Here is a 25,667-nt window from a genome sequence, read left to right as displayed (position 1 = left end):
TGCCGAAAAACCCGTGGACGCATGCGGCTCAACAGGTGGTCGGGTAAAGGTCAACCACACGAATCGAGAGAGAGCCGTTTTATCTGCTCGTCTGCCTCGGCGAGATCAGCTTGAGCAAGGTTGACTCTTGCTGCCGCTTCCTCAACGGAAATCTGCGCGTCCAGACCTTGGGCCAGGCGCTGTTGCACCAGTCGGGCGGAGTCCTGCCGATTGCGAAGTGTCTCTGCAGTCACGTCGCGCAGGTCAAAGAGATATTCCAGTTGAATATAGGTATCGGCGAGCGACGTCGTCAGCAACAGCTTGGCACCGGCGGCGTCGGCGTCAGCTGCTTTTGCGTCGGAGACAGCGGCGCGAAGGGCCGATCGATTTTTCCCCCAGAAGTCCAGTTCCCAGCTGAAATCCAGCGTCGTTTGGGCGAGGTCATTCCAACCCCGGGGTACGGCGCCGGCGGGAATGATGCTGTTGTAGCTGAGTTTTTCTTTGTTGACTGAGGCGTTGGCACCAATGCTGGGGAAGAGCGCCGCTCGGGCAGAGCCGGTACGAGCGACCGCCTCCCGCAGCCGTGCCTGCGCCTGCGCCATGGTGGGTGATTGCTCCACGGCCTCGTCCATCAGCCTGTCGAGCTGAGGATCCTGAAATGCACGCCACCAATCCTGGGAAGGCCAATCGCTCTCGGGCGCCGCAAAGCTCTGTTTGGAGGCGAATGCCTCCGCCGGCATGGGCTTGGGTGCGGGCCCCAGGTTTGGAATTGCGGCGCATGAGGACAGCGCAATGCTGGTGGCGAAAGCACAGGCGGCTATCAGCCCCATGCGGGCACCCAGCCTAGTACCCCAGGCAGTCATCGGTACACGAACTAATTGAAGTCGCATTGTTCTGGCCCTAATGGAATCGAACGGCGCACAGACTATACCGAGCGGTTCGGTACTGTCAACAGTCAAAATAAAGTCCAACAAATAAACCGGCCAAGGAGATCGCATATAAACATACCGATCGGTACGGTATCGCCTGTTTCTGATATGATCCGAGCCGAAGCCACTGACCGCCTGAGCCCCATGACCATCTCGCCAAAGCGCCTGACGACGAATACCCCTGCCCCCGCGCGCTCTGCGTCGGATGAGGCTGCGGCCGTTCCATCCGACAAGGCACGCGCGGTCCTCGCCGCCGCCCGAAAGATCTTTCTGGCCAACGGCTTTAGTCTCGCCACGACCGACATGATCCAGCAGGCCGCTGGCGTATCGAAGTCGACGGTCTACTCCCACTACCCGAACAAGGAAGCGCTATTCAGGGCAGTCGTCGATGCAGAATGCGAGCAGCTGATACGGAATGCTCGCGAGCACAGGCTCTCCGATCAGGATCTGAAGGGCAGCCTGACAGAGATAGGGAACACCTACCTGGAAATGGTGTTGTCGCCTGACGTTCTGGCGGTATTTCGGATCATTGTCTCGGAAGCTCCCCGCTTTCCAGAACTAGCCCGGCGTTTCTATCTCACCGGACCCGGTGCCATGAACAACATCGTTTCAGAAATGCTTGAAGCTGCGATGGCGAAGGACCAACTGGACCTTGGCGGCATCGGTCGCGACGCTGCGGCGTCGCTATTCATGAACATGGTCCGAGGTGAGGCTCAGATACAATGCCTGACCCACCCAGAGTCACCGGCATCGGCAGCCCAGCGAGATCAGTGGGTGAACGAAGCCGTTACTACATTCCTTCGTGCGTTCCAAAAGAAGATCAACAGCAAAGCGCGCCAAGTCTGACGCACTTGGTGGAATATGGGCTGAGCCTGCTCGGTATGCGGACGACTTCGGCGATCCCGGACGCCGAGGTCGCCGCTCAAGTCCCCTTCGGCAGAGGCCCTGTCGATGGCTTGTTCTACTTACCGCGAACATTCGCATCCGCCTCCCCACCATCGATCGAGCGATTGCCAAAGGCCTGATGTGCCATACCGAGAACATCCGTCTTGGCGTAAAGATGGCGCGAGCGGGGTTCGACTGCATCGCTTCGTTGGACCCGCGATTCGAGCGCAAGCAGATTTTTGCGCAATCGGAGTTCACGTTTCGGCTAAGGGAAGCGCCCCTCGATCGGGGCCGTTAATCGATACAGCGCAGCCTTCCAATCGCAGGTCGGCAGTGTCTGTGACATTGTCTCTGCAGCATCGGAACGAAGGTGTTTGAAGGTGAGCTTCATCGCGGCGCATACTGCCGCTGACCCTCATCGCCATCGGGAGCAGCGCGATGCGTTGCAAGCCGATTCTGCTGATGTTTGGACTGCTGGCGCTGGCCGGTTGCCAGACGACGCCGCGCCGTTCAGCACCACCCACGCTGATTGGCACGGCTTTGCCTGATGGATTCCCGCCCAGCGTGCGGTTGGTCACCACCGACCTGCGCACGTTCACTGCATCGGCACCCAATTTCTTCGGCGGCCTGCGTGCTGCGGCGAAAGGCGGCAAGGTCGACATCCTGGCACTGTCCGGCGGCGGCTCGGGCGGTGCCTACGGTGCTGGCGCATTAGCCGGGATGAGTCGTGCGCATACGCGCCCGCAGTTCGAACTGGTCACCGGAGCGAGTGCCGGCGCGTTGCTGGCGCCCTTTGCGTTTCTCGGGCCAGACTGGGATGCGCGCATGCAGGAAGCGTTCACCGGCGAGCGCATCGCGCGGCTAATGCGTTCGCCGACCCGCACCATCTTGGCCCGGCTGCTATGGCCCCGTGGGCTGCCGCATCGCAATGCGCTGTTCCAGCTGGTCAATCACTTCGTTACCCCGCAGATGATCGCCGACGTGGCGCATGAGGCGGCGAAGGGTCGCCGGCTGGTCGTGGCAACCACCGACCTGGACAAGCACGAGACCATGCTGTGGAACCTGGGAGAGATCGCGCAACACGGCGGTCCCACTGCGCGCCGGTTGTTTCGCGACGTACTGATCGCCTCGGCCAGCGTGCCGGGTGTCTTTCCACCCGTATTGATCCACGTGCGCGACGGCAACCGGGAGTACGACGAGATGCACGTGGACGGCGGCGTGACTACCTCGGTCTTCAGCATGCCGATGATCGTAGGGATCCAGTCAGCCGACCTACCGCTGCTGCGCGGCGCGCACCTGTACATGATCGTCAACGGCCAGCTTGCACGCACGCCACAGACCACGCGCTACAACACTATCGACATCCTCGCGAACGCCTTCGCCGCCGAGATGACCTACAAGACGCGCGAGGCGATAATCGACAACATTGGCGCGGCGCAACGCCTCGGCATGCAGTTCCACCTCACCGAGATCCCAGCGGACTACCCACAAACCAGCTTCATCGATTTCGAGCCGAAGCACATGCAGGCTTTGTTCGATTACGCCGCGCGCTGCGCGGCACAGGGACTATTGTGGATGAGCCCGACGCAGTCGATTCTGCGCAACATGGGGGCGCGCAGGGTGGGCGCATCAGGTGATTTGCCGGCATGTCCAGCGGCGCCACTGGCGGGCCAGCCCTGAGGCGCCGAGCCCCCTTTGCTACCTGGCATAGAAGGTGTCTATGGATATCACCCCCACGTCGAAGCGATGACCGGTAAAGTGCAGTGGGGCTGCGAACGAATCGCCATCCATTCGTAAACCAGCAGGTCTGCCATCGGCGCGAAGCCCGTTTCGACGATTTAGCGATCGTTTCCGCCGATACAGGCGTCGATGTGCTGTAAGCCCACTTCGATGATGCCAGCCAGCCGCTCGCCACCGCTAATCCTACAGCCGCGACCCAGTAACATGGGTGGAGCTCGGCCGCATCTGCTGGTATGGACGTTGGAGCTCGCTATCACGGGTCGGGTCGAACTCTATACTTGCCCTACTCCCGATAACGGTCCCTAATCATCTTGCCCCAATGTCCGCATGTAGGTCCCTTCCCTTTGCCTAGCATCCCGTAGCGCGGGCATTCGCGAGACCAACGGATTCAGTCCTCTCAGGCATGGCAAGTCGCGTGGAGTGGCGCAGAGGGCCATAGCGGCATCCTTCGATCCAAGAAGGGACTTCATCGGGAGAAGCTAGCTCAAGACCGAGCCCGGACGGATGTCTGGGAAACGCCACTGCCGAAATTTGCTCGACCGTCGGGAAGTGACGTGCGATCAGAACCGCGCTCCCTCTGACGTCGATTGGCAACTTGTCATCTCGGGCAAGCTCGATCAGAAATCCGCCTGCCCATAGGAGCGCTCTAGTTCTTTCACTTGGCGTAGTCATGACCGCCCCTCGTTTGAAGCTGCTTTGAAAACCGTAGCCTGGCAGCTGCGTGGACTGTGGCGAGGTACAGAGCCAGCCATGGACACGTGGCCATCATCTTCCGAAGAACTGCACCCCGGCGTGGCAAACCTTTGGAAGCGGCTCGCCTGGCTCCACGAACGAGATGCTTAGAGGCAGCTCAAGGTTGGTTGAACGCATCTTCAGCGCTAGCGTTACCAGCTGAAGCAGCCGCTCATGATGAGAAGATGCGGCCACGATCGTGACCAATAGGAATACTTCTGCATACTCATCTTCGCGGTGAATTTCGACCAGATATGCTGCCCTGACCGTCTGCTCTTCTTCAAACAGTCCTCGGAGTGCAAGGTCGAGATCACTCGTTGGAACGGAAGGCAGGCACGCGCCTACGGGAACATCTTCCTCCAACGTATGCTTCGCAAAGTAGCCGAGCTCTTTACCTTCCAAAAGAGCGACGATCTCCGGTGGGTACAACGCCACCATATCCAGGTTCGGGTTGAGCATCAGCGTGGCGCCCTGAGTCAACTCGAACAGTTGCCGACCCGACATCGCGACGATCGACACGCCCTTTCTTTGTGGCTGCTCAGCTTGGGCTCGGTCGCTGAAGAACGGCAGGACAGTTTGGCCGTTGTCCGGGCGCACAAACTGAATGAAACGCATCCGCCCGGGCGGCGCCGGCTCGATCGGCACGTGTGCATAGACAGTCGCATCCAGAAGGGCCTTGAAGACCGCCTCTTGTATTCGCGCCGCGTCTGGCCCCTGTGGCGTCGAACGTGCAGTAACAAGCAGCTTTTCAAGTGCTTTTGTGGTCACTTTTTCCACAGGACGATCACCCTCCTAGAGAACTTCGGCAGGAACTCTTCAATCGGTCAGCGGTGCAGTCAGGAAGCGCCGCGTTGCAACGACTACCCAAGTATGTTCGTAAGGTAGGGTCATATGTGGGCCACTCTCATGGTTCTATTTCCCGAAGCGGTGTGCCGAACGCCGACGTCGCTCGCGGCTTGCCCGAAATGCATCCTCAAAGCGATGGATATACTCATGAGCTGCGCCGCGGAAACGTAGCGCGTCGGCAGGCAACGACACCCCGAGTTCGCGAGCGATGTCCATGGCGTACTTCACCTGGCTGTCTGTCGGTAGCTGCAAGTCGGTGTCGAGGCATTCTTCAAGCGAGTTTGCAAAGCAAGTTGATATGCGCTCGGCAAACATGAGATCGCACTCTTCGCGACAGGCTCGCTCGCGCTGCATGCCAAGTGCCTCCTGCAGCCGATCATCCATCAGCACGGGGATGGACCACTGATCTTCGAACACCAATTGCAAGAGCATAGGTCTGGCTTCCCATCGGTTGGTAGGGTGACCAAGCGTTTGGGCTATCGATAAAACTACGAATATCGTAGTATCGGTGCCGCGGCAAAGCAACGAATCTCATGGGGTCCTCGTCCATGAGAATTCCATGCCTCGCCTGCGTGAATCGTCATCCATCGTCAGCAAACGTTTACGGCAAGCGCGCTTGGACGCCGGTCTATCCCAGAAGGAACTGGGCATCCTTGCCGGTCTGGATCCCTTTGTGGCTAGCACACGCATCAACCGATACGAGCAGGACATCCATGCCCCAGATCAAGCGACGGCGTTGCGCTTAGCAAAGGCGCTTGGCGTGCCGTTGGCGTACCTATACGCCGACAACGAACGGCTTGCTCGAATGATCCGAGCGTTCAGTTCACTTGATGCTACCGAGCAAGAACGGCTTCTGAAAGAAATTGAGCCTTCTAACAAGTCGTCAGCATAGGCGTGCATAACGGCGCTCCCCCAGACGCATTGTGAAGACCGCGAGCCACACTAGCTAACCGGCACCTACTTCCCGACTCCTACAACAGTCAGCGTTGGGCGCGCCGAAGCATCGAGAAGGCGATCGCGGTATCGGTCGACCGGAATCCGCACTTAGCAGGCTGTTGAAATTCTCCCGCATCGCGGCGCGATCTTGGTAGCCTTTGCGGACGATATCGAGATCGGAGTTTTCATGCGCGGTGCGGATGTGATGCAAGAATCGCTGTTCACGACGGTGCACCTGGAAAGCTTCGTTCCCGCCGATCATCCGATCCGGCCGATCCGTGCGCTGTTCGACGCCGCGCTCAAGCGCATCTCGCCGCTACTCGATACGGCGTACGCCGAAGGCGGGCGCGAGTCGATTCCGCCGGAACGCTTGCTGCGCGCCCAACTTCTGCAGGTGCTGTACAGCATTCGCAGCGAACGGCAGCTGGTCGAGCAAGTGCATTACAACCTGCTGTTCCGTTGGTTTGTCGGGCTGAGCATCGACGATGCGGTATGGAACCACTCGACCTTCAGCAAGAATCGCGACCGCTTGCTGGAGCATGCGGTGATTCCGGAACTGTTCGCCGAAGTGGTGCGCCTGGCCGAGCAGCGCGACTTGTTGTCCACGGATCATTTCAGCGTGGATGGCACGCTGATCCAGGCATGGGCTTCGCACAAGAGCTTCCGCCCGAAGGACGACGGCCCGGGCGACATCGGCCGCAACCGGGAACGCGACTTCCATGGCGAGCAGCGCAAGAACGACACGCACGCGTCAACCACCGATCCGGACGCCCGGCTGTATCGCAAGTCAGCCAACACCGCGGCGGTGCTGTGCTATCAGGGGCATACCGTGGTGGAGAACCGCCACGGGCTGGTGGTGCGGGCGCACGTCAGTCACGCCACCGGTACGGCCGAGCGCGACACCGCGTTGGAACTACTGGAATCGTTGCCCGGCAAGCGTCGCAAGACGGTGGGCGCGGACAAGGGTTATGACGTGAAGTCGTTCGTCACGAAGTGCCGCGCGTTGCGCATCACCGCCCATGTCGCGGCCAAGGACAAAGGCAGTGCGATCGACCAACGCACCCGTCGGCATGCGGGTTATGCCGTCAGCCAGCGCAAGCGCAAACGTGTGGAAGAGCCGTTCGGTTGGGGCAAGGTGATCGGCACGATCCGGCAAGTCAAACAGCGTGGCAAAGCGCGAGTCCATGCGTTGTTCCAGCTGACCATGATGGGGTGGAACCTGGTCAGGATGCGCAACCTGCTGGCTGCAGGAGGCACCTGAGGATGAGTCAGGCTGGGTGCGGCGACGAAAGCGCCGCACCCAGCCTGAAATCGGTCAGGCCATCATGCCGTCGCGAGCGAAAATGGACATCGATCGGGGGCGCCCTCATAGGCAAGGGCGCTTTTCAACAGCCTGTTAGGGCCCCGACATACCGATCAACCTCACAACGCTAGGTGGCCCAAAGCCGTATCGACCGCAGGGCCAACGCCCTTCGGGATCCTTAAAGAAAGCCATCATGTCGTCCACAAAGGATCGGCGTTGCCATAAGTCGGTAGAGCAATAATCGAACGCCATTTGCCGAACCGTTTGTTCCCGCAAGTAGCGCGCATGCCTTTCCGGATCGGCCTGAAGGGCCGATGTAGCCACCACGGGCAATCGAAACGCCCATTGCAGGTCGATGCCTTTGTCACCACGGATCATCGACAAGCGCGCCTTTACCCAGCTGACGTGCCCTGGCTTCAAGGTGCTGTCCATCTGCTGGACCAGGCAGTAGCGATCCAACACGGTTTCGTAGTTCCAAATGGCCACAGAGGTGAGTGAGACCTGTTCACCGCGGTAAACCACTCGGTGGAGAAGCGCCTCGTCCGCCAGTTTGGCCATGTTAAGCAGCACGTCGTAGAACGGGAGCGACGAGCTGATCACGAGCAACAGCCGCCAGAAAGTGACGGCACAACGACGCGCGCATCGCGCATCACCTGCGTGCAGCGCTTCCCGCACGAGCAGAGCGGTGGCGGCCAGTGCTTCGAAGGTTCCCAGATCTTCCAAATACCGCAACGGTACGCTCGTAAGCGTGCGGCGAGCTGGTCGAAAATCAACAACTGAGCGTCTTGGCATGAATAGGATGCGCTGCACGTCGACACCTAGACGAGCCAACCATTCATCTGCACAGGCGGACACGTTCCGATCGGGGTCAAGAATTTCCCAGTAGGGATGTTCCAGCAATGCGCGCCCTCCAGGGAACAATGCCTCGGCCCGCTCCACGAGAGTGGGCCGGGGTACGTGCTTGCCGTCTCGGTAGCGGATCATACGATTGCGGTGCGACAAGGTACCGTCGGCCGCACGGGCGAATCCTTCTGGCACCAGTTGCTTCTCCAGCCTATAGGCCGTGAGGCTTCCCGAAAATCGACATAGCCAGCCGTACCACACGCGCACGCGCTGCCCGTCGATGGTTCGCCTCTGGGGATTTCGGGTTCGACGCATGCTCATCCTCCGGTGGCCCAAATGGCATGTGGGCCACCACCACATACCCGCAAGTTCAATGGGTTACGCCGAAATATAGAGTAAAACAAAGCCCTTGATTTGCCGGCTACCGAGGAGGAGGCTGCGACTCTAGCATGTGTCACGACGTGACCCACTGTGACCACGATTCATGACGACATCCTCCCTGGCTGATCTCCTCGAACGTAATCTGCTGGCCCGCTATGGAGCGCCGCTCCTGTGTGGCGACGATTTGCGCTCGGCACTGGGCTACCCGAGCGTTGAGGCGCTGCGGCAAGCGATTGCCCGCGGTACCGTGCCCGTGCCGGTCTTCGCGGTGGAGCACCGACGCGGCAAATTCGCGCTGACCAAAGACGTGGCTGCGTGGCTGGCCAAGCTGCGGCAAGGAGCCGAGTTTCCGGCGCTCAGCTAAAACCGGCCAGGTGGATTGCGGATGGATACCACGGCACCTCATTCCTCGTATTGGTCGCGCAGTAGCTAACGGTTTGCCCCCCATTCCCGGCAGAAGAGGAGAAAATCGACCACGCGATATCCAAACACCGAGATTCACCCCAGCAAAGATCACCTCCCGGTGAGTTCAACGGCCAAGTAGAGCTAGCGTTGCACCAGCTTCGCCTCTTGGGGCGTCGTCGCAGGAGCGGCACTTAGTATCGAGCGGCACGGACTCTGTCACCGTAAGAGTTACATGTCCCTGAAATGCGGAAGCCCCCGCTGTGAACGGGGGCTTGAGCGAACAACTGCGAGCTTGCACACGCAGCGTTGCGCACTTCAGGTTGTTTGTCAAGAAGCCATCAACCCAGAAGGAATCGAACAATGCACCCGAATCATCATGAGCAGGTCGCTGTCGGCGCCCTGCTGTGCTACCTCCTGCCCACCAATGACGCCGACCTGGACCTCCTCGATGCCATCCATTCCGCGCGATCCGTGTGGATTCGTGGACGCCAGTACTTGCTCGACGCGACGGTCGATCCGATCACTTATGAGGTGCTGAGCTACAGGTTGAGGCCGGCACCTCGCGAACACCGCATTCGGCCCCGGATGGTGGCACAGCCCCAGGTCAACTAGACCCCAAGCTACAGCTTGATGTTCGTTCTCCATCGGCTTCGCTCTTGTTGCTCCCGACACGTCGACGCGTCGGGAGTACTTCGGTGCCACTAAACGCGAGGATCCGACTCATGAGTGCTGGACGCAGCGCCACCGTTGAGGTTGAAGAAAAAGCACATCAACACCACAACCACACCCTCCCCTACCAAGCACGCCCGTTCACGCTGGGCGAAGCAACGTCCCGGGAGATTTTCCTCTTTTATTCCCCGAAAAATTCGCGAACGGTGAAGCTCGCCGAATACCTCCACTTGGCGCTTGCACTAAGGATCGAATTCGATCCAGGCATCGAGCATTTTGTCGAGCGCCCACGAAAGATCCTTGTCTCTCCCAAATTCGCGATCGACATCGCCTTCTGGACGCGGGCGAAAACAGGTCAGGAAAGGTTCCTCGTGGGCGTGCCAAACATCGGGACACCCGGTCACAAGCGTGATGGCGCTGCCATGCGTGACCGCGAGCGCATGGAGCTGGCAGCACAGCGGCATGACATCACGCTTACATACGTCACTGAGCAAGAACTCCTCGCGGAAAGCACGGCGATTCGCACGTACTTCGAATTGCTTCCGCACGTTCAGTATGCTCGACGCATTCCTTCACGGCTGACGATACGCCAAGGCATCACGGCCTATTTCGGCGTCACACCACGGTCAAGCTTTCGCGCGCTCATCGACTATTTCCCCCAGTTTGGCCACGACCAAGTTCTCGCTGTCGCCGCCTCGCTGGTACACAGCGGAACCTTGCGCCTGGACCTGACTCGGCGACTCAGCCTCGATTCGATATTGGAGGAAGTCCATGCCTAGTCAGCCACTCACCGCCACCACAACACCCCTCCGCGGCGAACAACCTCCTGCCCCCTTCGAGGTGCCGCCCCAACAGCTGTCCCTGTTCAAAAACACCCTCACCATGCATCAACGTTGCGAACACTACGACTCGACGGGCCCTGGCACGTCAGCCAACGGGGGTGGTAGCGACTCGCCAAGCAGATCACCGGCCGGATAGGCAAAACCGTACACGCGGAGCGCTACGGGCCGATATCTCCCCGAGGCCTCGGAGATCTCGCTCATCGTCAGGAACCCGGGGCGTCGTTGACGCCACCCTGAAAACACACGCGCCCCAGAACGGCGCGATGGCCTCGTTTGCCTTTACACAATGGAGGTAGGTCATGTCTCGTGAAAAACTGGCTCTTTGCAGCGAAACCGAAGTGGCATCGTGGTATCAGCCCCCACTGGAAACCGTTGCGCTTGAGCACCGCGAGCGCTATCTGGCGAAATGCCAGGCCCTGCGCGCCGTCTGCTTGGGTGAAGTCAACCTTACGGTGGCCGCTCGTGAGTCGAAGCTGTGTCGCAAACGGCTGCGCTCGATGGTCGATCGCGCCCCGAAGTTGGCCCTGGATGGGCGCCCCTTCGGCTATCGCGTCTGCGTGCCCTGGGGAAGCTATTCCAAGGAAGAGGCGGTCAACGGCGGCGCGATGCCCATCAAGGCAGGTCCCCATGCCATGGCGGCGATGTTGGCTGCCCAGCCCCAGATTAAAGAATGGGTGCATGGATTTAGCACGCCGTTGCCGTCAGGTCAGATTCCCCGGAAGTTTCTCGAGCTCCACAAGAAACTCGTCAAGGAACTGACGAGGAAGGATCTCCACGACTTCTATCCCTTGAACCGACCGGACAAAGGCAAGCGGGCGCTACTTCGCTACCTCCGCAACCGGCGCATCGAGACAGCCCCGATGCCGGATGCGTTCTCGGACGAAAGTCCGCATTCCTCGAGGTTGGCCGACATCTTCCGTGGCGAGATCTTCGATCGCGCGGAGCTGGATGGCCACCGTATCGACATCGAGGCGGAACTGCAGGTCCCAGGGCCCAACGGCAGCACTGTAACCCGCCCCGTGACCGCACTTTGGTGGATCCCGGAGGTCGAAACAGAGTCGCGCGCCATTCTTTCATGGGTTCTCCGCGTCGGGCGCAACTACAACAACCAAGACGTCACCCAGACCATGGCGGACAGCCTTCAGAAATGGACGCCACGTGATCTCATCATTCCGGAACTGCACTATGCGCCGGGCGCAGGGATGCCCAGCGCGTTGCCGGAGCCGCTCGGGTTCTCACGACCCTTGATGGTCGCGCTGGACAACCACAAAGGACATCATTCCTGGAAAGTCGAAGACGCGTTTTGTCGCGCGCATGACGGCATTTTCACGCTGGGGCGCCCGCACCAGCCGCGCTCGCGCCCCATCGTTGAGCAGCTGAACTCACGTATGGAAAAGGGGGCATTCCGCATGCTTCCAGGTGGCTTCGAGCCCGCCACCAGGCTGGACGAGGACAAGGTTCGCATCAGCGACTTCTCGCCCAAGGACCATCCGATACAGCTTCACCTCTTGGAGGAATTTATCGATGTGGCCGTCGCCAACTACAACGCGACACCCCATCCCGCACTCGGTGATCTCAGTCCACTGCAGTTCTTGCAGCAACGCGCCAGACGAGACATCTGTCTGTATCAGCCGAGCGACGCTTCACAGTGCGCGGCAGACATGAACAGCATCGTCGTTGCCCTGAAGGTCGTCGGCAACAAAAAAACAGGCACCCTCCCCCACGTGAACTATGCCTACGTCCGCTATCGCAGTCCTGAACTCGATGGTCGGTGGGAGCTCGTCGGGAAAACACTACTTGCACGCATTCATCGGAACGACCTACGGACCTTGATCGTGTACCGCACCGCCAGTCAGCCCATCGGGGTGTTGCGCGCCGCGCCCCCCTGGGATCAGACACGTCATGACGAGACAACGCGGACGCTGATTCACCAATGGAGTAAACAAGAAGGCGGCCTGAGTCTCAAAGGGGTGGAGTGCGCCGTGACCGCGTACGTCAACTTCCTTCGTGCAAACGCGCGCACGTCGCAGCAAGCCGCGGACCAGTTGGCCTACATCCAGCAGCAGCATCCCAAGTCGCCATCGCCTTCTAGTCGGCACTCACTCATGAGTACGCCCATGCGAGCACCGACGCGCGGCTGGATCAGCATGGATAACATGCGCGATTCCTAGCGCGCCTGCGTGCAGCTCCCCTCACCCGGCCCATTGCACGTCGCGATGGGCTGTGTACCGCGTTTACCTGGAGCATCCCATGGAAAAAAAGCACCCCATCCTTGTTCCGAACGGGTTCCAGATCTACACCAAGCCCACCGAGGCCGTGGCGAACTTCATCCTTGGACATATCGAAAACGATCACCACGGCGCGTCATTCTTCGGCGGCGGCGGCCTTGGCAAGACGAGTGCGCAGCAGTATCTCACCGATCACGCCTCGCGATGGCTCGTCGACGAGCACCGCAGTCCGATCGGCGTGGCGTCACGATTGATCATGCCGAGCGGCAACCGACGCAGCGATGGCGCGTTCTACACGGCGATCACCAACGGGCTTCGTCTCACTAATACCGACCGCCTCTCACCCTGCAAGGGGAAGGATCGCCTGATCAACTTCGTCAAAACGCGCTGTGGTCAGGCCGAACAGGACCTCATGGTGATGTTTATCGACAACGCGCAACGCATCACGCGTGCAGAGTTCGACTATCTCGCCGATGTTGACGAACAATTGACCGACGCCAGACTTCGCCTGTTCATCGTGTTCTTCAAGCAGAGCGATGCGTCGGGTGTCGACGTACGCGACGATTGGTCTGAATACCCAAGCCACATGTTGCGTCGGTGGTTCATGGGGACGCACCCCTTTTCGCCGCTCGTCGGCATCGCAGAGATCACGCACGCGCTCGATCGCTATGATCGATCAGTCTGCTGGCCAGCTGCTGATATGCCGTACTCACGGTATTTCGCCTGTGAGGCCTTTGACAACGGCTGGACGCTTGCGAGTCAAGCACCGTTGATGATGGAAGTGGTGGCGAGAATCCGTGCCGAGGCCAACCTCACCCCGAGCGATGCATGGCCGATGTCGACTTTTACCGGCGTGGTTAAACACCTGCTCGCGCACGTTGCGCCGACAACCCCAAACTTCCAGGAGTTCACCGCACAGCAAATCGAACAGGCCATCCGGGTGAGCGGGTATCTCCGCCTCGAGTTTGTCCGCGCGAATCTGCTTGTTACCGGTGAGGCGGCATGAACGCGTGGCGGGACATCCTTTCGTATCGGGTGGAACGGCCCGAATTGCTCGGCGTGGAGCTGGAGCCATTTCCCTACATTTCGGGCTTCGGGATAGCGTTTCGGATCTGTCGCCTGTCTTGCCTTGAGCCGAAGGACCTGTTTCCCGTGCTCGGCATCCGGAGGTCGCAGGACCTCAACCTTTTGCAGGCTTGCCACCGACCGGGTGCGTCCCGCCACCGGTTCGAGGAACGGATTGGGCTCCGCTATACGCAGGCACCCAGGTACTGGACTGTGGGTGCCTGGAGTCCACTGGATCTCCACGGCCATTGGCGTGGCGAAGATCTTCCTCTGCGACATTGCCCAAGGTGTGCGCGATACGGCTACCACTGCGCGCTGTTTCAACTCCCGTCCATAGAGCTCTGTCCCTGGCATGAGGTTCCGCTGCGAACCACCTGCGAACGGTGCGAACAACCGTACGCTTCAAGTACGACGGCCGAACTGGATGTAGGCCGTTGTGCTTGTGGACTGGATCTATTTGACAGCAGCGATGCAGCCACGATGATGTGGCACTTCCCGTACGAGCAAGCCTCGGAGACGCTCAAGGACTACCAGGCATGGGCGTCGTCCGAGCGAACGCGGCGGCACTTTCTGGCACCGCCCAGCGAACCATTGGCACACGCTGGGTTCGCAGTGCTTGCACGACCTCCGATGAAGTGGAACAAGACCACGACCGATAGGCAGACCGAGATAGTCACCTATCGGACGCCTGTCTCTTCGACACCTTCACCTGGTGCGTTCTGGGGGTGGTCGATGTTGGGAACAGACAGGCCGCCTGCATTGGCTCGATTGTCGACATCGGCGCACGGCCGCTTGGCGGATCTATCCAAATCCCGACTTGAACAAGCTCAATCTCAAGCGGTAAACCCGAAGGCCATCGAGAAGTTCATCCCGCCCCTCGACGTCACGCCAGGCGTGGATCGCTGGTTACACCTGTCCGCAGTAGATCCTCGAGCACTGCACACCTGTGCTCTCCTTACAGATGCAGTGTGCAAGTACATGGGCGATATCGACGAACTCGACCTGTACCGTTCGCCCATGGTTCAAAGGTCTAATGCCTTGGACCGTGTTGCTGGCCGGGGCCTTCTCGATCGCGCGCTTGAAGACGTTCTGGTAAAGGGGTACGAGCAAGGCCTCGACGCATTGTGTAGCGCCCACCTGGCACAGCCCTCGCAAATACGGAGGTGGAGAGCTCCGGTGGCGGAAATCGTGGGCCACCAGGGACTCCTAGAACAAGTCCGCATGGCGTGGGTCCCTGCAGTTCCCCTCGTAGCGGAGCCATCGACGGAGATGAATACCGCACGAAGGGGACGGGCGAAAAAGGCTCAACACACGTTCGGAGCACCACGAGCATCGCGTCGCGCCAATGTACAGCGCAAATTGAAGCGCTAGATCTAACGACAAATTCGCGGCGGATTGTTCGTCGCGCCTGCGGATTTGGGTCACATTGTTGGCTCGTCCTCCATTTTGGAGGCGGGTTGTCGGTTGAGCGGCAGATATGCGGCGGGTTGTTGGCTTGTGGACTACACAACAACTCGCCGCGGCCAATCGATGCATTTGTTTAGATTCAAGCACTTACAAATGCGGCAGTTTCAAGTCGTCAGACACGTGAGCAGGTTCCCCAACTTTGGCGATGGATCGATCCATAGGCTCAGTATGGCGGGTCCGGCCACAGAATTTGGCATCGGATCGACTGGCTGACGACGTTGGTCAAGTTGTCCGGTGAGCCTGAGCCTGGTCACCTGTGCCGGTGCTGATTGGTCAGCCAGACATCGAAGGGCAGCTATGGAGCGACTTGATAGAGACGACGACTGACTCAAAGTGGCCGATAGCCGCCATTCTTCGCCGGCCCGATTTCACCTCGGCACTTCGATGGCGGACGGCCCAACACACATCAATGAAAGTCCCGCGATCGCGTGTCCAAGGTACCCAGCAACGGACTCATGTCCAGCAGCCGACTTGCTATCAGATGGTGGACGCCATCGACGTTCTCCCACCGGCCATCGATGCCGAGCAAGGTCGCTTCGAGCAGCACCCGTCGCTGTGCCTCGGCCACGTCGCGCCAGACGATCACGTTCACCATGCCGTGCTCGTCCTCGACCGTCACGAAGGTCACCCCACTGGCCGTCGCGGGTCGTTGGCGCATCGTGACCAGCCCCGCGACACGCACGTAGCTGTTGTGAGGACGCGCGCGTAGTGCCTGCGAGTCCGTGCAGCGGGCGGCTCGCAATCGCATCCGTATCTGGCTCAGGGGGTGCGGGCCCAAGGTCAGTCCGACGCGCGCGTAGTCCGCCGCGGTGTCCTCGGCCTGGGTCGGTGCGGGCAACGCCACCGGCGTTTCGTCCGGGCTGGCGTGGCCGAAGAGTGGCAGCTGCTTCTCGACGCCTGCCACGGCCCAGCGCGCGCGATGCCGGTTGCCGGCCAGTCCCTGCAGCGCTCCAGCCTCTGCCAAGAGCGACTTGTGCCGTTCGTCGAGTTGCGCGCGTGCGCACAGGTCGGGAATGTCTTCGAAACTCCGCCTGGTCCGCGCGGCAGCTATCCGATTGGCCGCCGCCTCGGCAAATCCGCGAATCTCCCGCAGACCCAAGCGAATCGACAGGGATCCATCGCTCTCTTCCAGCGTGCATTCCCACCGACTGCCGCGGACATCGACCGGAAGGACCGCGATGCCATGGCGACGGACGTCCTGGACGATTTGACTAGGCGAGTAAAACCCCATCGGCTGGCTGTTGAGCAAAGCGCAGGCAAATGCCGCCGGTGCGTGACACTTCAGCCAGCAACTGGCGTAGACGATGCCGGCGAAGCTGGCGGCATGGGATTCGGGGAAGCCGTAGCTGCCGAAGCCCTTGATCTGTTCGAACAGCTTCAGCGCGAAGTCGAGGGTATATCCGCGGGCCAACATGCCTGCGGTGATGCGTTCCCGGTGACGCTCCATACCGCCTCGACGTTTCCACGCCGCCATGTCGCGCCGTAGGGTATCCGCTTCGCCCGCGGTGTAGCCGGCAGCAATCATCGCCAGCTGCATCACCTGCTCCTGGAACAGCGGCACGCCCAGGGTGCGCTCAAAAACGACTTTGAGCTCGTCGGAGGGATAGACGACGGGCTCTTCCCCACGCCGGCGACGCAGGTAGGGATGCACCATGTCCCCCTGGATCGGCCCTGGCCGCACGATTGCCACCTGGATAACGAGGTCGTAGAAGTTATCAGGACGATGGCGCGGAAGCATCGCCATCTGTGCCCGGCTCTCGATCTGAAAGACGCCAACGGTATCCGCGCGCTGGATCATCGCGTAGGTGGCCGGATCCTCCGGCGGCAGGGTGGCCATCGAATAATCCTGGCCATGATGTGTCCGCAACAGATCCAGGCATTTGCGCACGCAGGTCAGCATGCCCAGCGCCAGGCAATCGACCTTGAGCAGGTTCATCGTGTCCAGGTCGTCCTTGTCCCACTGGATGATCGTGCGGTCGGGCATGGCCGCGTTCTCGACCGGCACCAACTCGCTCAAGGGAGCATCGGCGATGACAAAACCGCCCACGTGCTGGGAGAGGTGGCGTGGCATGTTCAGAAGCTCGGCCGTGAGCTTGACCACCCGGCGGATAACCGCGCAGTCGGGGTCGAAGCCGTGCTCACGCAGATCGTCCGCCAGCGACGAAGCCCCATCCCACCACGCGAACACCTTGCTGAGCAGATCTACCTGGTCGAGCGGCAGCCCAAGTGTCTTGGCGACATCGCGTACGGCACTCTTGCCGCGGTAGGTGATCACCGTGGCGGCGAGCCCTGCCCGTTCGCGACCGTATTTGCGGTAGATGTACTGGAAGACCTCCTCGCGTCGTTCGTGCTCGAAGTCGATGTCGATGTCCGGCGGCTCATTGCGCTCCTTGCTGATGAACCGTTCGACCAGCAGGCTCATGCGCGCCGGGTCCACCTCGGTCACGCCAAGTGCGAAGCACACGGCGGAGTTGGCTGCGCTGCCGCGCCCTTGGCAGAGGATGTGGCGACTGCGCGCAAACCGCACGATGTCGTAGACGGTGAGGAAATACGACTCGTAACGCAGCTGGGCGATGAGAACGAGCTCGTGTTCGATCTGCGCGCGCACCTTGTCGGGTACGCCACCGGGCCAGCGCCACCTGGCCCCTTCCTCGGTCAGGTGACGCAGCCAGCCCGTCGGTGTGTACCCCTCGGCCACCACCTCGGCGGGATAGCGATAGCGGAGCTCGTCCAGCTGGAAGGTGCAGCGGGCGGCGATCGCTACGGACGCTTTCATCAGGGCGGGTGGGTAGAGGGCCGCCAAGGCATCACGCTGGCGCAGATGGCGTTCGCCGTTCTTGAACAGCACCGCCCCCGCCTCGGCAATCGTCAGGCGGTGGCGGATGGCAGTGAGCGTGTGCAGCAGGGGGAGGCGCCGGCGGATGTGCATGTGCACGTCACCGGCCGCCACCATGGGCAGGTTCAGGGCCTGGCTTAGCGCGTCCAGGTCACGCAGACGTTTCGCATCGTTTGGGCCACGGTGCAGTTCCACGGCGAGCCATGCACGGTCGCCGAAGGTGGTACGCGTCCAACGTCCTTCGTCGACGTCCGGTATCCGGCCCGGGAGCCACAACGCAAGCGTCCCCGGCAGACCGCCAGCGACGTCGGCACGGGTCAGTCGATAGGTACCCTTCGCCGAGGCGCGCCGTCCGGTGGTAATCAACCGGCAGAGCGCCGTGTAGCCCGCCTTCGTTTCGCATAGCACCACCAGTTTCGGTCCGTCCTCCAGTTGGAACTCAGCCCCCACGATCAGCGGCAATCCGGTCTCGCGCGATGCTTCCAGCGCACGGACAATGCCGGCCAGCGAACACTCGTCGGTGATCGCCAGCGCGGTGTAGCCGCAGGCCTTCGCCCGCTCGAACAGTTCGCGCGCACTGGACGCCCCGCGGCCGAACGAGAAGTTCGACAGGCAATGAAGCTCGGCATAGGCGGTCATGCGAACCACCCGTGGATCATCCAGCCGGACTGCTCGCCCGGTGCGCAGAACACCCACGCACACTGCCCCTGCGCGGTTTCCACGGCGTAGTAGTCGCGACACACCTCGCCGCCATCCCACCAGCCGGTTTCCAGCCGCTCGGGGCCGGCAAGGATACGTGGGGCCGGTCCGCGCAACGGTATCGGGCGATCGAGCAGCCACGTCGGACGCGGGAGTACCTCCGCGTCGTTCTGCCACTCGCCTTCGATGGACTGCGCACGCTCCGGGCGGGGATCCACGGTGTCGCGCAACCGATAGACCGCCTGGTCACCGAGGCGAGCGCGCAAGCGTTCGCGCAACTGATCCATCGACACCGCATGCGCGGGCCGCTCGTCGAACAAATCACGGCCAGCGGGTACGAACGGTGGCAGGTCACGCGCGACCAGGCGCATGGCCACGACCGGTTCGGGCAGTTGGACATGATCCAGGCGGCCGCGGGCCAACTCGAACAGCATGGCCGGCTCGCGTTCGGGCGAGAGCAGGCCGACCGGAACCTCCGTGGCGTGCCCGGCGCGATGTTCGAGCTGTACCACGAAGCGCTGCACGCCCCCATCGCGACCGGCCAGGTACGCCGCCAGGTCACCGGTCATGCGTCGCAACGGAAACACCAGGGCGCCGAGATGCTCCACCTCGTGCAGCAACTCGATACGCAGGTCGAAAACATCGGGCGGCACGAAAGGCACCAGGCCGTGCGGTCGATCGCCCGTCAGCCGATCCAGCGCCATCAACAACTCGTTGCCGAACCGGCGACGCAGGCCGTCCCGCGGCAACGCAAGCACCTGGCCCAGCGTGCGCAGGCCCATGCGCGGCAAGGCCGCCACCGCCGTCGCCGGCAACCGGGACTTGCTGACGGGCACCTGCTGGCAGGCACGGCGCAGGGTTTCCGAGGACAGGATCGCCACGCCGTCCTGCACACCCGCCAATACGTACGCGGCATGCGGCGTAGGCGCGGCGGCGATGCGATGACGAAAACCGAGCCGGGTGAAGTCCTCGCGCAGCATCGACTCAAAGCGCGGCCAAGGTCCGAAGAGCCCCATGCTTCCGCTGACTTCAAGCACCACCGCATGGGGGAGCAGGCTGACGTCGGAGCTGTAGCGGTAAGCCACCGCCGCCAGGAAGCGATGCCAGCGCATCGCGTCGGCCGGGTCGTACGGCAGCGCTTCGAATTGCGCCAGCAGCGATTGGGCCGCCGTCAATCGCTGGCCGACTCTCAGCCCCGCCTCGCGTGCGGGGCCATTGGCTGCCACGATCGTGCGTGCGTTGGTCGGCCCATCGACCAGTACCAAGGGACCCGCGAGCTCAGGGCGACGTCGAAGGACCCCGTCCAGCGCCAGGTGCGGCAGCAAAATGCACGCCCATGCCATGGCCGGCGGCCATCAATGCAGCGCGAACGTCAACGGGATCGGCCGTACCGGCACGGCCCCACCGCGGCATTTGCGCACCCACAGCTGATGGTGTGGCTGCGCCTCCAGCTCCAAACGCAGCGGTGCGGGCGACGCGTTCGGCAGGTGCTTGCGATCGCGGAACAGGAAGGCCAAAGCCTTGCCGGTATCGGCGGCGACTTGCAGACGGCGCAAGGCACCGGCATCGGCCTGCGTGGACCAGGCGAGCACGGCCGCACAGCTGCCCGAGCGCAGGCATTGCTCCGTCGCCCACAGCACATCCGTGTCCTTCGCCGCGACGAGCTCGACTCGGCGCATATCCACGCCGTGCTGCCGCCAACCTGTGACATAAGGTGCATAGGGTGGCGCGACGACCACGACGCTTTGGCCTGCCTGCGTGAGACGCGCCAGTGTCGGCAGCACCACGCGCAACTCGCCCACCCCATCGGCCGGCAGCAGGATTTCCGACAACGAGGCGGCCGGCCAGCCGCCCGTGGGCAACACCGCATCCAAGGTTGGCCAGCCGGTGGGCTGGTCCCCGGTGGGCACGGGCATGGCGCGGCCACGCCAGACTTGCCGGGCATCGAGCAACGAGGCAAGGGGCATCACGGCGCTCATCAGCTGCCCCGCAGCAGGCCGGCAAACAGCCCTTCGATGGCGAAGTCTTCCGTGGGGTCGACGTCGATTGGCCTGAAGCCCGGGCTGTTGGGCATCAAGCGGATGACGTCGCCTTTCCAGTGCAGCCGTTTGATCGTGAAGCGATCACTCTCTACACGGGCCGCCACCACCTGGCCATGACGGGCCACCGGCGTGGCATGCACGCCGACCAAGTCGCCATCCAGAATGCCTTCGTTGCGCATCGAATCGCCCACCACCCGCACGAGATAGTCCGGGCGTAAACGGAACAGCCAACGCGATACCCGCAGGCTGCGTTCAACGCGCGCTTCCGAAAACAGCGGCTGGCCCGCCGCAATCCGGCCAACCAGCGGCAGGTCCAGCGTGTCCGCATCCATCGGGTCGGGCTCGTGCACCAGCCGAATGCCGCGTGCCTGGTTCGGCTCGATCGCCAACCGCCCTTTGGCCTGCAGCGAGCGCACGTGCTTGAGCACCGCACTCACGTTCGCGATGCCCAGTGCGTTGCCGATTTCCTCCAACGCGGGCGGCTGCCCATCGCGCTCGATCCGCGCACGGATGAAGGCCAGGACGTTCGATTGGCGGCTGGTGATCTGGAGGGTCATGGCTCGCACAGTTTCACCTTTTATGGTGAAAATGGAAGATGCAAATACACCACGAAAAATCGCCCGTGGGGGATCAACGACTTACCGCGACGATCGCATCCGGTCTCGAACCGCGATTCCGCACCAGCCTCGCGCGAAGCGGTCTCACGGGGTGAGATGGTCAGCCGGTTAACTTCGCATCCACCGTCCGCCAGGCCTTCGCATGAACGCTCTTCTTGACCGCTACGCCTCCGATGAGCTCGTGCTGCGCCACCCCAGCGATGGCCGCACGCTGGCTCAGCGTCTGACGAAACGCTACGCCGCGCGCATTACCGGTGCCTTCGTCGTGCCCGGCCGCGAGGGTTCCTTCGCGTCCCTGCCGGACGATTTGCCACCGGCACTCGCGCAGGCCTTGCGCTCGCGCGGCATTGACCAGCTGTACAGCCATCAGGCCGAGGCGTGGACGGCGACGCAGTCCGGCGCGCATGTCGCCATCGTCACGCCGACCGCATCCGGCAAGTCGCTGTGCTACACGCTGCCGGTGATCACGGCGGCGATGACCCAGCACGCCAAGGCGCTGTACCTGTTTCCGACCAAGGCGCTGGCGCAGGACCAAGTCGCCGAACTGCTGGAGCTCAACCAGGCCGGCCACCTTGGCGTCAAAGCGTTCACCTTCGACGGCGACACCCCGGGGGATGCGCGCCAAGCCATCCGGCTGCATGGCGACATCGTGGTCAGCAACCCGGACATGCTCCACCAGGCGATCCTGCCGCACCACACGAAGTGGGCGCAGTTCTTCGAGAACCTGCGTTACGTGGTGATCGACGAGGTGCACACGTACCGGGGCGTGTTCGGATCGCACGTGGCCAACGTGATCCGCCGGCTCAAGCGGGTGTGTGCGTTCTACGGCGTCACCCCGCAGTTCATCCTCTGCTCCGCGACGATCGGCAACCCGAAGGAGCATGCCCAAGCGCTTATCGAAGACCAGGTCACCGCCATCACCGAAAGCGGGGCACCGACCGGCGACAAGCACGTGCTGTTGTGGAACCCACCGGTCGTCAATCCGGACCTGGGTTTGCGCGCCTCGGCCCGCTCGCAAACCAACCGCATCGCACGGCTGGCCATCAAGTCCGGTATGAAGACTCTGGTGTTCGCGCAGTCACGCACGATGGTCGAGGTGCTGACCAAGTACCTCAAGGACGTGTTCGATCACGACCCACGCAAGCCACCCCGCATCCGCGCGTATCGCGGTGGTTACCTGCCGAAGGAGCGTCGGGCCGCCGAGCGTGACATGCGCGCCGGCACGATCGACGGCATCGTCAGCACCTCGGCGCTGGAACTGGGCGTGGACATCGGCAGCCTGGATGTCGTGGTGCTCAACGGCTATCCCGGCTCGGTGGCCGGCACGTGGCAGCGTTTCGGGCGTGCCGGCCGTCGCCAGCAATCCGCACTGGGTGTCCTGGTGGCAAGCTCCGATCCGCTGGATCAATAACTGGTACGCCATCCGGAATTCTTCCAGGACGCCACGCCGGAACACGCGCGCATCCAGGCGAACCAGCCATTGATCCTCCTCGATCACATCCGCTGTGCCGCCTTCGAGCTGCCCTTTGTCGGGGATGCAATGTTCGGCACTGAAGTGGCCACGCCCTGGCTTGACGTGCTGGGAGAGGAAGGCGTGCTGCATCGCGAAGGCGACCGCTGGGAATGGATTGCCGACAGCTACCCGGCGATCGCGGTGTCGCTGCGCTCCGTGGCCGACGGAAATTTCGTGGTGGTCGATCGCACGGACGGTCGCCAGACCATCATCGCGGAGGTCGACTACACCGCCGTGCCGGTGACGCTCTATGAAGGCGCCATCCACATGGTGCAGTCCGTGCCCTACCAGGTGGAACGGCTTGACTGGGAAGGTCGCAAGGCCTACGTCACGCGCACGCAAGCGGACTATTACACCGACGCAATCGACTACACGAAGTTGAAGGTGCTCGATTGCTTCGACACGTCGCACGCGGGCCGCGGACAGGCCCACCACGGCGAAGTGCATGTGGTGAGGCGCGTGCCCGGCTACAAGAAGATCCGCTTTTATTCGCACGAGAACATTGGCTACGGCCCGGTCAACCTGCCCGATCAGGAACTTCATACCACGGCCGTCTGGTGGCAGCTTCCGCAACAGGTGCTGGAAGCGGCCTTCGAGAACCGACAACAGGCGCTCGATGGATTCCTGGGCGCCGCCTACGCACTGCATATTGTGGCCACTGTTGCCGTGATGGCGGAGGCGCGCGACCTGCAGAAATCCGTGGGCAGTGGCGATGGTGCGTGGTTCGTCAGCGCCGACAGTCAGGGTCGGGGTCAGCTGCGTGGCATCGACGGCCAACGGACCCTCCTTGCCGCCCATGCGCCCTTCACGCCGACGGTGTACCTCTACGACGCCTTCCCCGGCGGCATCGGCCACAGCGAACCGCTGTTTCAGCGTCGCGAGGATCTCGTCGCCCAAGCCGTCACCCTGATCGAGCGATGCGATTGCCGTGGCGGTTGTCCGGCCTGCGTGGGTCCGGTGCTCGCGGCCGACGAAGAGGCCACGACAACACCTAAGTCGCTGGCCTTGCGCGTGCTCGCGCAGTGGGCCGCGCTGTGAGCGCCTTGCTGCAGCGCTTGCGCGGACTACGCACCGAAGCAGGACTACCTGCACATGGCCATGTGCAGGTGCGCACCCCCGCGGTGCCGGCCGAGGTCCGTCGACTGCTGGACGTTCGCGCAAAGCTTACGCGTGCCACGCCGACTCCTCGCTCACTTGATCGGCGAGTGCCCGGCGAGGAAATCGCGCCGGGACTGCAATTCACCGAGGCCTACGCAGACTGGCTAGCGCCACCAGGCGTCATGGATGCGCGTTTTGCCCGGATCGAGGATCCAATTCATGGAGCCAATCTCCTTCACTTCGATACCGAGACGACCGGGCTCGCGGGTGGAACGGGAACACGCGCTTTCATGATCGGCGCGGCGGATTGGGTCGATGGGCGATTTCGTATCCGCCAGCTGACGATCACTGCGATGGGGGCGGAGACGGCCATGCTGCGCACCTTTGCTTCATGGCTGCATCGCGACACCGTACTCGTCAGCTACAACGGCAAATGCTACGACGCACCGCTCTTGGCCACCCGTTACCGATTGGCTCGTTTGCCCAACCCGTTAATGGAATTGCGGCACCTCGATCTCCTTCATCCCGTGCGACGTCGCTGGAAAGGGGCGTGGGAGAACTGTCGCCTCGCAACGGCAGAGCGACAGCTGCTTGGGGTCGTGCGCGAGGATGACTTGCCGGGAGCAGAAGTGCCGGCTGCGTGGCTGACGTATCTGCGCGGCGGCTCGGCAGCCAACTTGCGACGCGTGGCTAACCACAACGCCCAAGACCTTCGCAGCTTGGCGGGCGTGCTGCTATACATGGTGGGGATTCCCTGACGCACCGCGTCGACAACGGCTGCTTCAAGTCATTGCATGGCGAGGACACGATGGCGTCGTCCCGCGAGTCTGGACCGAACCGACTGGATGTCAGGCCCTGCCGACGTCGGACGAGTCAGGTGGCACCGACGAGCGGGATGCTACAACTTCCAGGCCGAGCAACGATGAACATCGCCTACCCCATCGACGAACGTCGCGGTAGCCTGATGTCGAACTTGTTTGCGCTCTACGTTATCTTTGAAGACAAGCAACACCCGTACTACGAACAAGAAGGCAGGCTGCATGAGTTCGACGTTTGAGCGTCTGGACGAAATCCTGGGTGTGTCGTTTGGCGACATCGTTCCAGAGTTTGAAGGTGTGCTGGTCGACGTCCATATCCGCGCCAACATAACTTTTGGGGGGAAAGAAGGCACTCGAGGGGGCCTCTTGCTTCATACGGGCGTGGTCAGAGGTCTGGTAGCCGGGCTGCCCGAAGTGATCGAAGCGATGCGAAAAGATGGCGCGGACCACGACCTCCTGCCACCCGCGGCACTCCCTGTTCCCGCGTGGAATGCAGGCCCGCGATGGAACCCCGGTAGATCCGGCGTGCATCTGTGTATGGGCTTCGGCGTGCGCGCCATTGCGCCTGAGCATGGTGCCGCTGTGATGGTCATTCAGTCGGGCAGCCCTGAGGGCACACCCGGAATGCCCGATGTCGCGGACTATCTGATGGGATGGAGCGTGCTTCTGGGATTCGAGGAAGCACTACCCAAGGTACTGCGAAAGCTCGAGCGCGTTGCCACTCCGAAATGGCGACGTCAGTGAGGCCAACGCAGCCCTACCCTCGATAACCCTTCATAATCGCAGCCGGCACA

21 protein-coding genes and 1 pseudogene are annotated in these 25,667 nt (G+C 62.0%); 13 read left to right on the top strand and 9 right to left on the bottom strand.

Features of this window, described 5'->3' with window-relative positions:
- Positions 1 to 50 precede the first annotated feature (50 nt).
- Positions 51 to 809 (bottom strand): TolC family protein, encoded by a 759-nt coding sequence (locus AB7849_RS14150; RefSeq protein ID WP_369501193.1) that lies wholly within the window; start codon positions 807 to 809, stop codon positions 51 to 53.
- Between the two features lie 243 nt (positions 810 to 1,052).
- Between AB7849_RS14150 and AB7849_RS14145 the strand changes: the two genes are divergently transcribed.
- Together AB7849_RS14145 and AB7849_RS14140 are read left to right on the top strand one after the other, a co-directional pair.
- Positions 1,053 to 1,754, top strand: coding sequence for a TetR/AcrR family transcriptional regulator (locus AB7849_RS14145; protein WP_037101450.1), 702 nt, complete (start codon positions 1,053 to 1,055; stop codon positions 1,752 to 1,754).
- Positions 1,755 to 2,255: 501 nt separating this feature from the next.
- On the top strand, positions 2,256 to 3,473 hold the full coding sequence (locus tag AB7849_RS14140) for a patatin-like phospholipase family protein (protein ID WP_369501192.1): 1,218 nt from the start codon (positions 2,256 to 2,258) through the stop codon (positions 3,471 to 3,473).
- A gap of 408 nt (positions 3,474 to 3,881) precedes the next feature.
- Here the strand turns inward: AB7849_RS14140 and AB7849_RS14135 are convergent, their stop codons facing one another.
- From AB7849_RS14135 to AB7849_RS14125, 3 genes are all read right to left on the bottom strand, one after another.
- Positions 3,882 to 4,205: a BPSL0761 family protein gene (locus AB7849_RS14135; RefSeq protein WP_081491827.1), complete on the bottom strand. Its 324-nt coding sequence runs from the start codon at positions 4,203 to 4,205 to the stop codon at positions 3,882 to 3,884.
- Between the two features lie 93 nt (positions 4,206 to 4,298).
- Positions 4,299 to 5,042: an SseB family protein gene (locus AB7849_RS14130; protein ID WP_237711893.1), complete on the bottom strand. Its 744-nt coding sequence runs from the start codon at positions 5,040 to 5,042 to the stop codon at positions 4,299 to 4,301.
- A gap of 135 nt (positions 5,043 to 5,177) precedes the next feature.
- Positions 5,178 to 5,543 (bottom strand): hypothetical protein, encoded by a 366-nt coding sequence (locus AB7849_RS14125; protein ID WP_008214313.1) that lies wholly within the window; start codon positions 5,541 to 5,543, stop codon positions 5,178 to 5,180.
- Between the two features lie 127 nt (positions 5,544 to 5,670).
- Here AB7849_RS14125 and AB7849_RS14120 point away from each other — a divergent pair, with 127 nt between their 5' ends.
- Both AB7849_RS14120 and AB7849_RS14115 read left to right on the top strand, forming a co-directional pair.
- Positions 5,671 to 6,003, top strand: a complete 333-nt coding sequence (locus AB7849_RS14120) for a helix-turn-helix domain-containing protein (protein ID WP_037101404.1) — start codon at positions 5,671 to 5,673, stop codon at positions 6,001 to 6,003.
- Between the two features lie 231 nt (positions 6,004 to 6,234).
- The gene (locus AB7849_RS14115; RefSeq protein ID WP_008214318.1) at positions 6,235 to 7,308 is read left to right on the top strand and encodes an IS5 family transposase; all 1,074 of its coding nucleotides are present in this window, start codon (positions 6,235 to 6,237) and stop codon (positions 7,306 to 7,308) included.
- A gap of 135 nt (positions 7,309 to 7,443) precedes the next feature.
- Here the strand turns inward: AB7849_RS14115 and AB7849_RS14110 are convergent, their stop codons facing one another.
- Positions 7,444 to 8,508 (bottom strand): hypothetical protein, encoded by a 1,065-nt coding sequence (locus tag AB7849_RS14110; RefSeq protein ID WP_157618172.1) that lies wholly within the window; start codon positions 8,506 to 8,508, stop codon positions 7,444 to 7,446.
- 169 nt (positions 8,509 to 8,677) lie between these two features.
- Here AB7849_RS14110 and AB7849_RS14105 point away from each other — a divergent pair, with 169 nt between their 5' ends.
- The 5 genes from AB7849_RS14105 to AB7849_RS14085 all read left to right on the top strand — a co-directional run bounded on the left by AB7849_RS14105 (position 8,678) and on the right by AB7849_RS14085 (position 13,724).
- Positions 8,678 to 8,938 (top strand): hypothetical protein, encoded by a 261-nt coding sequence (locus tag AB7849_RS14105; protein ID WP_008214322.1) that lies wholly within the window; start codon positions 8,678 to 8,680, stop codon positions 8,936 to 8,938.
- 401 nt (positions 8,939 to 9,339) lie between these two features.
- Positions 9,340 to 9,591 (top strand): hypothetical protein, encoded by a 252-nt coding sequence (locus AB7849_RS14100; protein WP_008214324.1) that lies wholly within the window; start codon positions 9,340 to 9,342, stop codon positions 9,589 to 9,591.
- A gap of 110 nt (positions 9,592 to 9,701) precedes the next feature.
- Positions 9,702 to 10,427, top strand: a complete 726-nt coding sequence (locus AB7849_RS14095) for a hypothetical protein (protein ID WP_369501191.1) — start codon at positions 9,702 to 9,704, stop codon at positions 10,425 to 10,427.
- Between the two features lie 362 nt (positions 10,428 to 10,789).
- On the top strand, positions 10,790 to 12,661 hold the full coding sequence (locus AB7849_RS14090) for a hypothetical protein (protein ID WP_008214328.1): 1,872 nt from the start codon (positions 10,790 to 10,792) through the stop codon (positions 12,659 to 12,661).
- 79 nt (positions 12,662 to 12,740) lie between these two features.
- Positions 12,741 to 13,724, top strand: a complete 984-nt coding sequence (locus AB7849_RS14085; protein ID WP_369501190.1) for an ATP-binding protein — start codon at positions 12,741 to 12,743, stop codon at positions 13,722 to 13,724.
- 1,932 nt (positions 13,725 to 15,656) lie between these two features.
- On the opposite strand, the gene AB7849_RS14080 is transcribed toward AB7849_RS14085, so the two are convergent.
- From AB7849_RS14080 to lexA, 4 genes are read right to left on the bottom strand one after another with little or no spacing between them, the layout of a single operon-like run.
- Positions 15,657 to 18,725 carry an error-prone DNA polymerase gene (locus AB7849_RS14080; RefSeq protein WP_369501189.1) on the bottom strand — a complete coding sequence of 1,023 codons (3,069 nt, stop codon included), beginning with the start codon at positions 18,723 to 18,725 and terminating at the stop codon, positions 15,657 to 15,659.
- Entirely contained in the window at positions 18,722 to 20,128 is a 1,407-nt protein-coding gene (locus AB7849_RS14075) for a Y-family DNA polymerase (RefSeq protein ID WP_008214344.1), read from the bottom strand. Before AB7849_RS14075 ends, AB7849_RS14080 begins: the two co-directional genes overlap by 4 nt.
- Positions 20,129 to 20,140: 12 nt before the next feature.
- Positions 20,141 to 20,764 (bottom strand): translesion DNA synthesis-associated protein ImuA, encoded by a 624-nt coding sequence (imuA, locus tag AB7849_RS14070; protein ID WP_008214345.1) that lies wholly within the window; start codon positions 20,762 to 20,764, stop codon positions 20,141 to 20,143.
- Positions 20,764 to 21,384, bottom strand: a complete 621-nt coding sequence (gene lexA, locus AB7849_RS14065; RefSeq protein WP_008214347.1) for a transcriptional repressor LexA — start codon at positions 21,382 to 21,384, stop codon at positions 20,764 to 20,766. The genes imuA and lexA overlap by 1 nt, the downstream gene beginning before the upstream one ends.
- A gap of 202 nt (positions 21,385 to 21,586) precedes the next feature.
- Between lexA and AB7849_RS14060 the strand changes: the two are divergent.
- From AB7849_RS14060 to AB7849_RS14045, 4 genes and pseudogenes are all read left to right on the top strand, one after another.
- Positions 21,587 to 23,995, top strand: a pseudogene (locus tag AB7849_RS14060) (DEAD/DEAH box helicase).
- The gene (locus tag AB7849_RS14055; RefSeq protein WP_192810844.1) at positions 23,992 to 24,813 is read left to right on the top strand and encodes a ribonuclease H-like domain-containing protein; all 822 of its coding nucleotides are present in this window, start codon (positions 23,992 to 23,994) and stop codon (positions 24,811 to 24,813) included. The pseudogene AB7849_RS14060 and the gene AB7849_RS14055 overlap by 4 nt, the downstream one beginning before the upstream one ends.
- Positions 24,814 to 24,977: 164 nt before the next feature.
- Complete coding sequence (locus tag AB7849_RS14050; protein WP_256364925.1) at positions 24,978 to 25,112, top strand: hypothetical protein; 135 nt, start codon at positions 24,978 to 24,980, stop codon at positions 25,110 to 25,112.
- Positions 25,096 to 25,617 carry a hypothetical protein gene (locus AB7849_RS14045; protein WP_008214351.1) on the top strand — a complete coding sequence of 174 codons (522 nt, stop codon included), beginning with the start codon at positions 25,096 to 25,098 and terminating at the stop codon, positions 25,615 to 25,617. The genes AB7849_RS14050 and AB7849_RS14045 overlap by 17 nt, the downstream gene beginning before the upstream one ends.
- Positions 25,618 to 25,667: the final 50 nt, after the last annotated feature.

Origin of the sequence: Rhodanobacter sp. FW021-MT20 (genome assembly GCF_041107475.1) — a bacterium.
Classification (GTDB): Bacteria; Pseudomonadota; Gammaproteobacteria; order Xanthomonadales; family Rhodanobacteraceae; genus Rhodanobacter_A; species Rhodanobacter_A glycinis.
The sequence above is the reverse complement of the archived record's forward strand: the minus strand, read 5'-3'. Positions and strand labels throughout refer to the sequence as shown.